Origin of the sequence: Flavobacterium sp. (genome assembly GCF_044361065.1) — a bacterium.
Taxonomy (GTDB): domain Bacteria; phylum Bacteroidota; class Bacteroidia; order Flavobacteriales; family Flavobacteriaceae; genus Flavobacterium.
In genome coordinates, this window is sequence record NZ_JBIKJI010000125.1 from 1 (window position 1) to 6414 (window position 6414).

4 protein-coding genes are annotated in these 6414 nt (G+C 32.0%); 1 reads left to right on the forward strand and 3 read right to left on the reverse strand.

Annotated features, from left to right (window positions below):
- The coding region (gene secA / locus ACIQ11_RS07985) for a preprotein translocase subunit SecA (RefSeq protein ID WP_396154134.1) at positions 1–2921 on the forward strand (2921 nt) is incomplete at its 5' end.
- A 112-nt stretch (positions 2922–3033) separates the two neighbouring features.
- Here the strand turns inward: secA and ACIQ11_RS07990 are convergent.
- The 3 genes from ACIQ11_RS07990 to ACIQ11_RS08000 form a co-directional block, all read right to left on the reverse strand.
- Positions 3034–4134 (reverse strand): VIT1/CCC1 transporter family protein, encoded by a 1101-nt coding sequence (locus ACIQ11_RS07990; RefSeq protein WP_396154135.1) that lies wholly within the window; start codon positions 4132–4134, stop codon positions 3034–3036.
- A 17-nt stretch (positions 4135–4151) separates the two neighbouring features.
- Complete coding sequence (locus ACIQ11_RS07995) at positions 4152–6179, reverse strand: hypothetical protein (protein ID WP_396154136.1); 2028 nt, start codon at positions 6177–6179, stop codon at positions 4152–4154.
- A gap of 77 nt (positions 6180–6256) precedes the next feature.
- The coding region (locus ACIQ11_RS08000; protein ID WP_396154137.1) for an SDR family oxidoreductase at positions 6257–6414 on the reverse strand (158 nt) is incomplete at its 5' end.

Genomic DNA, 6414 nt, shown 5'->3' on the forward strand with positions numbered 1-6414 from the left:
ATATTACCATTGTTGGTGAAGAAGTAAATTGGGCAAATTCTTGGGATGCTGCTGGAAAACCAATCACTTGGGATATGATTCATTATGATGTACAATTAATGGGTGGTATCGTGTTACATCAAGGTAAAATTGCCGAAATGCAAACAGGTGAAGGTAAAACATTAGTAGCAACACTTGCGCTTTACTTAAACGCACTTACAGGAAATGGAGTGCATTTAGTGACTGTAAATGACTATTTAGCTAAACGTGATAGTACTTGGAAAGCACCTTTATTCGAATTTCACGGTTTAACTGTAGATTGTATTGACAATCACCAACCAAATACTGAAGCGAGAAGAAAAGCATATAACGCCGATATTACTTATGGTACGAATAACGAATTTGGTTTCGATTATTTACGTGATAATATGGCGAATTCTCCAGAAGATTTAGTACAAAGAAAACACAACTACGCAATTGTAGATGAGGTCGATTCTGTATTAGTAGATGATGCAAGAACGCCTTTAATTATTTCTGGACCTGTTGAAGATGGTGATAGACACGAGTTTTTAGAATTAAAACCAAAAGTTGAAAATTTATTTACATTACAGAAAAAAATCGCAACAGATTGTTTAACCGAAGCGAAACGATTAATTAAAGAAGGAAATGTTAAAGATGGTGGTTTTCAATTATTAAGAACCTATCGTGCGTATCCTAAAAACAAAGCATTAATTAAGTTTTTATCGGAAGAAGGAATCAAACAAATTCTTCAAAAAACAGAAAATGCTCATATGCAAGACAATAATAGAGAAATGCCAAAAGTAGATGAGGCGCTTTACTTTGTTATTGAAGAAAAAAATAATCAAGTAGAATTAACAGATAATGGAATTAAATTTTTATCGCAAGATACCGATGAGAATTTCTTCGTATTGCCAGATATTTCAACTGGAATTTCAGCTATCGAAAAACAAAATTTAGATAAAGATGCTGAAGCCGAATTAAAAGAAGATTTATACAGAGAGTTTTCTGTAAAATCAGAAAGAATTCATACACTTACGCAATTATTAAAAGCATATGCTGTTTTCGAAAAAGATACAGAATATGTAATAATGGACAACAAAGTAATGATTGTTGACGAATCGACAGGTCGTATTATGGATGGTCGTCGTTATTCTGATGGATTACACCAAGCTATTGAAGCGAAAGAAAACGTAAAAATTGAAGCAGCTACTCAAACTTTTGCTACAGTAACATTACAAAACTACTTCCGTATGTACAGCAAATTAGCAGGTATGACGGGAACAGCAATCACAGAAGAAGGCGAATTTAATGAAATCTATAAATTAGATGTTGTTGAAATCCCAACAAATAAACCAATGTCTCGTATTGACAGAGAAGATTTAATTTATCGTTCGGTTCGTGAAAAATTCAATGCAGTTATTGAGGATGTAGTAGAACTTTCAAACGCTGGAAGACCTGTGTTAATTGGAACCACTTCAGTAGAAATTTCAGAATTATTAAGTAGAATGCTTAAAATGCGTGGTATCAATCATAATGTGTTGAATGCGAAAATGCATAAAAGCGAGGCTGAAATTGTAGCTGAAGCAGGAAAACCAGGCGTGGTAACTATTGCTACAAATATGGCAGGTCGTGGTACAGATATTAAATTATCACCAGAAGTAAAAGCAGCTGGTGGTTTAGCCATTATAGGAACAGAGCGTCACGATTCTCGTCGTGTAGACCGTCAGTTACGTGGACGTGCTGGTCGTCAAGGTGATGTAGGAAGTTCACAATTTTATGTTTCATTGGAAGATAACTTAATGCGTTTGTTCGGATCTGAAAGAGTCGCTAAAGTTATGGATAGAATGGGATTAAAAGAAGGTGAAGTGATTCAGCACTCTATGATGACAAAATCTATCGAACGTGCACAGAAAAAAGTAGAAGAAAATAACTTTGGAACCCGTAAACGTTTATTAGAATATGATGATGTTATGAATTCGCAACGTGAAGTAGTATACAAACGTCGTCGTCACGCCTTACAAGGTGAGCGTTTAAAAGTAGATATCGTAAATATGATTTATGATACTTGCGAGGTAATTGTAGAAAACAATAAAATTGTAAATGATTTTAAAAACTTCGAATTTCAATTAATACGAACGTTTTCTATTACTGCTCCAGTTACAGAAATTGAATTTGCAAAATTAAATGTGCAACAAATTGTAGCTAAAACATACAAAGCGGCCTATGCATATTACGATGAAAAAGTAGTTCGTGATGCAAAAGAAGCCTATCCAATTATTAAAGATGTTTACGAAAATAATAACGGACAATTTGAAAGAATTGTAGTGCCTTTTTCGGATGGAATTAAAACATTAAATGTAGTTACGAATTTAACAAAAGCCTACGAATCAGAAGGAAAATCGTTAATTACAGATTTCGAAAAGAACATCACTTTAGCTATTGTAGACGAATCCTGGAAAAAACATTTACGTAAAATGGATGAAATGAAACAATCGGTTCAATTAGCGGTACACGAACAAAAAGACCCTTTATTAATTTATAAATTTGAAGCGTTTAAATTATTTAAAGCAATGATTGAGCAAGTGAATAAAGATGTGATTTCATTTTTATTTAAAGGAGAATTGCCTTCACAAAATGCGAATAACATTCAAGAAGCGAAACAAGTAACTAAAAAATCAAATTATACGGAATCTAAAGATACGTTAGATTCTGATGATTTAGCGCAAGCGAATAGAGAAGCAGGAAATCAAGCACAACAACGCCCAACAGTAACTGAAACTATCGTTAGAGATCAACCGAAAATTAATAGAAACGATAACGTAACAATTAAAAACGTTATGAGTGGAAAAAGTGAAACTATGAAATACAAAAAAGCAGAAGCACTTTTAGCTTCTGGTGAGTATGTTTTAGTTTCTGAATAAACATCTAATTATAATTACAAAAAAAAATCCTTAATGCGAATTAAGGATTTTTTTATGTTTTTTCTTGAACTATATAATTTAGTTCAATATAATAAATACGACAACTATAAATTTACCCAATTACCGATACACCAATTAGTTTTCCTATACCGAAAGTAATAGCTGCAGCTAACAAGCCAAATAATACTTGTCTAAATCCCGAATACCAAACGCTTTTGCCAGTAAACAAGGTAATAATAGCACCTATTAAAAATAAACCAACAGCACTTAAAGCAGTACTAATAACTACCGCTTTCATTCCTCCGTAAAAGAAAAAAGGAAGTACCGGAATTATCGCACCAATACCAAAAAGCACAAATGAAGTTATAGCCGCTTCCATAGCAGAACCTTTTAAATCTTCTGCATTTATGCCTAATTCTTCTTTAATTAAAAATTGATGTGCTAAATCTTTATTTGAAATAATATCAGCAGCCATATGATTGGCTTGGTCTTTCGGTATGCCTTTAGACATATAAATTAAGGCTATTTCTTTACGTTCGCCTTCAGGGTTAGCTTCTAATTCGTCCATTTCTAATTGCATTTGGTTTTCGTACAATTCTTGAGAACTTTTAACCGAAATCCATTCGCCTAATGCCATAGATAATGCGCCTGCTAACAAACCAGCCATTCCCGCAAGTAATACTTCACTTTGTCCGCTTGTAGCACCTGCAATTCCCATTACTAAACTAAAATTGGAAACCAAACCGTCATTTCCTCCCAAAACAGCAGCTCTTAAAGCATTACCTCCAACCGAACGATGTCTTTTTTCAAAACGAGCTAAATTGGAACCAGAAACTTTAGTACTCGTATTTAATATGTTTTTTAATATCGTAACGTGAGCCGTATCGGAGATAGATTGTGCCGAACTGTATTTTTTTCTTGCACCTATAACTGAATTTGATATGCTTTTTTCTGTATCTAATAAAACACCTAAAACAAAATCATAACCAAAAATAGCTCCAATTTTATGTAATGTTTTGGCTCTAAATGAAGGCGAGGGCAAATCGGATTCCGTTAAATTATTTTTCTGAATAAAAGCTACAGCGTGACTGTGCTCAATTTCACTCATTTGTTTAAAAACTTCTGCAACCGCTTCCTCTTCTTCGTGTTCAGCAAGTATACGATATAAATAACTGGCGTCTATTTCGGTTTGTATACTTTTTAAACTAATCATCTTTTGAAGTTTTAAGTTTATAATAATCCGTTGTATTTTCTAATGAACCATTCGGTACTTAAAGATACAACAATAATAATTAGTAACCACAAGAAATCAATTAAAGGTGAATTTTTAATTATAGTTTTTTCTACAGGCAAATAGGTGTTTTTTTGAAGCAGCTTCTGAATTAACGCATCCATTTGATTTGGAAAAATAAGTGTTCCATTATTCTGGTTAGCCAATTGTTGTAATTTTGATACATCAGGATTGACAAATTGTTTTTCCACATCAAAATCTAAAACTTCAAAAGTTCCGTTATAACTGGCGTTACTCGTATTTTCTTTTACTTGAAACGCATAATTTCCTGGTTCTAAACCATCAAAAAGGGCTTGGTACCCATTATTTGCTTTTGAAAAATTGTAGTTTTTTATGGCCTTAATAGCTTTGTTTGTTAAAGTGATAGACAAATTTGCATTTTCTTCTAATTCATAACTTTTATTAAAATACTGTGCGAATATCTCTATTGTTTCACCAGAATTATAAAAACTTTCGTGTTCAACCAAAAGTGATTTCTTTGCAGAATTAGTAGATAAATACTGAATAATCTTGTCAATAAACAGGTCGTATTTTTCGTAAGATTGATTTAATACAAAACTCTCCATACGCCATTTCCAAGAGTTTTCACCTAATAAATAGGCATTTCTATTACTGCCTTTTTCAGAAAAAGTTAAAATAGGATTTCCAACTTCAATACCATTTACCTTTGCTTTCAATAAGGTGTTTACACTTCCTTTTTCAGTAATTTTTCCAAAAGGATTTTCTAATGGCGGAAATTGCGAAAACTGTATATCAGATTGTGCGAAAAGATTAAAATCGGACACAAATGAAGCTGTAAAATCTTCTTTTTTATTGGTTAACTTAAACACTAAATCGGATTGCATTTGATTTAATAAATTAAAATCAGTTGCCATTCCTGTAACAATAAAAGTATTTATGTTTACGTTTTTGTTGGCTTCAAATAGTTTCTTAAAAGAAGCGGTTGGTTGATACAAAATCAATACATTATATTTTTTTAAATCATTGATTTCATTTGGTTTAAAAATAGTTACTTTACGCTGTGCATTAGATTCAATAGCCCGTTTTATTGCGCCTATATCTGGATGAGAAATATCGGATACAATTGCAATTTCTTTTTTCTGATCTAATACTTCTACTGCGAAGTTTTTAGTATTGTTATAGCTATTTTTTTCTTTTACCGATGAAGAAAGTACCGCTTTGTATTTTTGTAAACCTACTCTATCCGCTTCTAATAAAATTTGCACCGATTGTACTTTGTTTTTTTTATCGAAATTTACCGCTTGACTAATAACTTTCTTACCATTTTTCTCGATTGAAAAAGTTGTTGAAACAGACTTATTTCCGTTGTATTGCAAGAAAACTTCTACGGGAAACTTATTCTTTAAAAAGGCGTATTTATTCGCGTTAAGCTGATTTATTTTCAAATCAAAAGTAGCTGTTGTGTCGCCCAAAACAACCGGAAAAACAGTAGTTGATTCTTGAAAACTATACGCGTAATCATTTCCAATTGTCTGATTGCCATCTGTTAACAACACAACTGGGTAAAAAGTATTTTTATTTAATTGCTTTAAATTGTTTGCCACATCATCTATATTCGATTGGTTTCCTTTAAAATCTAATGACTTTCCAGCAATAAATGTATCATCAAAAGTATAACTTTGAATTTCAAATTTTTCTTTTAAAGCTGCATTTGAAGTCAATTTTTCAACCCATTCTTTTTCTAAATCAACAGCTTTTAATTCATTTATTGAACGCGAATTATCGGCAACAATAGCAAGCGGAATTTTATTGGTTTCTACTGTTTTTCTTGAAATTACAGGATTAATTATCAATAAAAGCAATGAAAAAACTGAAATAAAACGTAAAAAAGCCAATAACCAATTTGTTTTCTTTTGGATATTGGCTTTAAATACATATTGATAAAAAGCAACAACTCCAGAAATAATAACCGAAAGTAATATTAAAAGAATGGTGCTTGATGTCATTTTTTATGTTTATTGTTGTTAGTTTATTGTTCATTGTTCAGTAAATTTAACTACAAACAATAAACAATAAACTTATTTTATGTTAACATTCCCCCGTCTACATTAATAACTTGTCCTGTAACATAGGCACTCATATCTGAACTTAAGAAGACACATACATTTGCTACGTCTTCTGGCGTTCCACCACGTTTTAAAGGAATAGATTCTCTCCAACCTTTCACAACATCTTCGTTAA